This window comes from Georgenia sp. EYE_87 (assembly GCF_023148685.1).
In the GTDB taxonomy this organism is placed as follows: domain Bacteria; phylum Actinomycetota; class Actinomycetes; order Actinomycetales; family Actinomycetaceae; genus Georgenia.
In genome coordinates, this window is sequence record NZ_JAHXNL010000028.1 from 1 (window position 1) to 3608 (window position 3608).

3 protein-coding genes are annotated in these 3608 nt (G+C 73.9%); all 3 read right to left on the reverse strand.

Annotated elements, in window-relative coordinates; genetic code table 11:
• Positions 1–211: 211 nt before the first annotated feature.
• The 3 genes from KZX45_RS19710 to KZX45_RS19720 all read right to left on the reverse strand — a co-directional run bounded on the left by KZX45_RS19710 (position 212) and on the right by KZX45_RS19720 (position 3474).
• Entirely contained in the window at positions 212–1234 is a 1023-nt protein-coding gene (locus KZX45_RS19710; protein WP_248259460.1) for a beta-eliminating lyase-related protein, read from the reverse strand.
• A 74-nt stretch (positions 1235–1308) separates the two neighbouring features.
• The gene (locus KZX45_RS19715) at positions 1309–2790 is read right to left on the reverse strand and encodes a hypothetical protein (protein ID WP_248259461.1); all 1482 of its coding nucleotides are present in this window, start codon (positions 2788–2790) and stop codon (positions 1309–1311) included.
• A gap of 159 nt (positions 2791–2949) precedes the next feature.
• Positions 2950–3474 (reverse strand): aromatic ring-opening dioxygenase LigA, encoded by a 525-nt coding sequence (locus KZX45_RS19720; protein WP_248259462.1) that lies wholly within the window; start codon positions 3472–3474, stop codon positions 2950–2952.
• Positions 3475–3608: the final 134 nt, after the last annotated feature.

Sequence of the window (3608 nt, forward strand, 5' to 3'; positions counted from 1 at the left end):
CTCCCTCGCCCCGGCCACCGCCCCCCGCGCCACGGCCCCCGCCGCCGCCCCGGCCACCGAGACCCTCGTCCCCGCCACCGCCTGAGCCCCGACCACCACAGGCAACAGCCACCCCCACGACGGGCCGCCGGCACCACGCCGGCGGCCCGCCGTCGCGCCCGGGCCCCAGCCCGCCGCCGCCCCGGGGCCCCGCCGCCGCCCCGGGGCACGGTCAGGGGCGCACGAGTCGCGCCAGCGTCGCGACGAGCGCGTCGACGTCCTCCTCGGTGGTGTCGAACGAGGCGACGGCGCGCACCGTGCCCGCGTCCCAGGCCAGGACCGGGGCCTCGGCCACCACGCGCGCCAGCACGTCGGGCGGGACCGGGACGAACACCGCGTTCGCCTCGACGGGGTAGCGCGGAGCGACGCCGAGGGCGGCGAGGCGCTCGGCCAGCAGGTCCGCGGCGGCGTTGGCCCGGGCGGCGTTCTCCCGCCACAGGTCGTCCTCGAGCAGCGCGAGAAGCTGGGCGGAGACGAAGCGGAGCTTCGAGGCGAGCTGCGCGGAGGCCTTCCGTAGCCGGTCGACGCCCTCGGCGAGCGCCGGGTCGAGGACGACGACGGCGTCGCCGAGCAGCAGGCCGTTCTTGGTGCCCCCGAAGGAGAGGACGTCGACGCCGGCGGTGAGCTCACCCAGCCCGGTGCCGAGGCGGGCGGCCGCGTTGGAGAGCCGGGCGCCGTCGAGGTGCACGCGGGCGCCGCGCCCGCGGGCGAAGCCGGTCAGCGCGGCGAGCTCGCCCAGCGTGTAGGTGGTGCCCAGCTCGGTGCTCTGGGCCACGGTGATCGCGGCCGGGCGTGCGTGGTGGACGGTGCCGTCGTAGGCGTCGAAGGCGGGTGCCAGCAGCTCCGGCGTCGCCTTCCCGGCCTCGGAGGGAACCGTGACGATGCGCGTGCCGCCGACCAGCTGCGGCGCGGTCGACTCGTCGTTGACCATGTGGGACTCGACCGTGGCGACGACGGCGTCCCAGCGCTGCAGGATCGCCTGGACGGCGACGACGTTCGCGCCGGTGCCGTTGAAGACCGGGAAGATCGTCGCGTCGGCGCCGAAGACGTCCCGGGCCCGCTCCCTCAGCGCCGCGGTGAACGGGTCGGCGCCGTAGGAGGGGACGTGCCCCTCGTTGGCGGCGGTCAGGGCGGCGAGCACCCTGGGGTGCACGCCGGAGGCGTTGTCGGAGACGAACCCACGGGAGACGGTCACGGGGACATTCTGCGACGGCGGGACGTGGGTGCCGGACGGGCCGCGCCGTCGGACCCGCGACCGACGGGCCGCCGTCAGGCCGCGCGTGCCGCCCGGTACATCCCGCGCGCCTGCTCGAAGCCGATGACCCAGCCGGTCTGCCGGATGCTGCGGTACATCGGGGTCGTGAGCATCTGGCCGTCGGCGGCGTAGACCTCAGGGAACCCGCCGTTCTCCACCATCGCCGCGGCGTAGGCGTCGAGGTGGCGCCCGGCCTCGTCGAGGTAGTGCTCCTCGCCCGTCGCACGGTGGAGCAGCACGAGCGTCTTGACGTACTCCATGCCCCAGAAGCTCCAGATGGAGTCCCCGCCGTAGGAGGCGACGGCCAGGCGCACCACCGGGTGCTGGCGGTGCGCGCGCGTGTCCGCCTGGTACTTGATGGCGAACGGCTCGGCGATGCCCTGCGCCCGGATGTGGTCCACAGACCGGCTGAAGTACTCCCGCTCCGCCGGGTCGGCGGGGTCGAGGAAGCCGGTCGCGAGGACGATGAGCCAGTCGGAGGAGTAGTACCGCCGGGCCACGCCCTCGGGGGAGAGGTCCTCGAGGAAGTAGCCCTCGCCGGGCAGCCAGAAGGCTCGCAGGATCGAGGCCTTCAGCTCGGCGCGGAAGTCGCCGTCGTCCTCGGTGATCCCCAGCCGGGCGGCGAGCTCCGCCGTCTTCCACAGGATCACGTTGTCGTAGAACGCCGAGCGTCGCTGCGTGATGTCCTTCGCCCCGGAGACCCGCAGGGAGGTCCTCACCAGCAGCCGCTCCTCGTCGAGGACGCGGGAGCGGTAGGCGCGGTAGTGGTGCGCGAGGCTGTCGCGGTAGCGGCGCGTGAGCTCGGCGGCCGCTCCCGCCGTGTCGAGCTCGTGGACGTCCGGCGCGTACGCCGCCGGGCGGGCCGGCTCGACGTCGGAGAGCGCGGCGAGGGCGTAGAGCATCCCGAACAGGGTGTCCGAGGGGTAGTGGTAGAAGTTCACGCACGTGGCCGCGTTGCGCCCGGTGGCGACGATGGTGGTGGTGAGCTCGGGCTGCTTGTCGAAGACCCCGAGCGCGTACGCGAGCGTCTGGAGGTAGGTGGCCTGGCGGTCCTGCCAGTCCTGCTCCGTCCCGGGGATCGCCCGGTCGAGCATCGGGTAGAAGAAGACGCCGAGGTTGCGCACGAACAGCGCGGTGAAGTGGTCGCCCGAGATGAGCAGCAGCCGGCGCGGGTCGAAGCGCAGGGCGTGGATGTCGGCGATGATCCCGTCCACGGTGCCGGCGCTCGAGCGGGGGCTGTGCAGGTAACGGGTGCCGAGGACGTGCAGCCCGCAGGCGTAGACGGCGAGCGCCCGCCACAGCGGCCCCTGGCGGACCACGAGGCGGTCGTTGCGGTCGACGACTCGCAGCGCGCCGCCGGTGAACCGGGCGGCGTAGGTGCCCCGGACGATCGTGAACCGCGAGAAGGGGTTCGTCACGTAGGTGAAGACCAGGGAGCACAGCGCGACCAGGCCGGAGACGGCGGCCAGCAGCGGCGAGGTCAGGACACGGAGCACGGGGAGGGACCCCTTCTGACGCAGGTGCGACGGACCGGGACGGCCGTCCCGGCGAGCGTACCGATCGGGGTGCTGGGTGGCCCCGGGCATGGCGGCGGGCCGCCGGCGTGGTGCCGGCGGCCCGTCGTGGGGGTGGCTGTTGCCTGTGGTGGTCGGGGCTCAGGCGGTGGCGGGGACGAGGGGCTCGGTGGCCGGGGCGGCGGCGGGGGCCGTGGCGCGGGGGGCGGTGGCCGGGGCGAGGGAACGGAAGGCCAGGCCGGAGACGGCGAGGAGGACGCCCAGGCCCATGACCAGGGCGGCGACGCCGTAGGAGACGACCGAGGTGAAGAGCGAGGCGCGCAGGAACGAGGCGTTCATGACGGTGGTGCGCTGGCCCTGGAGCTCCTCGGCCAGGGCGGTGTCGCCGGCCTCCTCGGCGGCGCGGACCTCGGCGCCGAGCTCGGCGTAGGTGCGGCCCTCGGTGGCGGCCATGGCGTGGGTGTTGATGATCTGGGCCTCGGCGAAGGCGGAGAACGGGCCGTTGACGTCGTTGCCGGGCAGGAACGTGGAGTCCTCGGCGACGGTGATGTTCTGCTCGGCCAGGTTGGTGGTGATCAGGCCCCAGGTCACGCCGCCGGCGAGGACGAAGAGGACCCCGGCGACGATGGAGACGATGCCGGCGATCTTGGCGATGCTGCTGTTCATGGTGGTTTCCCCGTATCTGCGGGCCGCCACCTGTTGGCTTCCCGCCCAGTTCCGGGACCGGTATCGGACCGGCCCTTCTTCCTTACGGGACAAACGTAGGTCCGGACAATCCCGACGAACCGGGACAGAGGTCC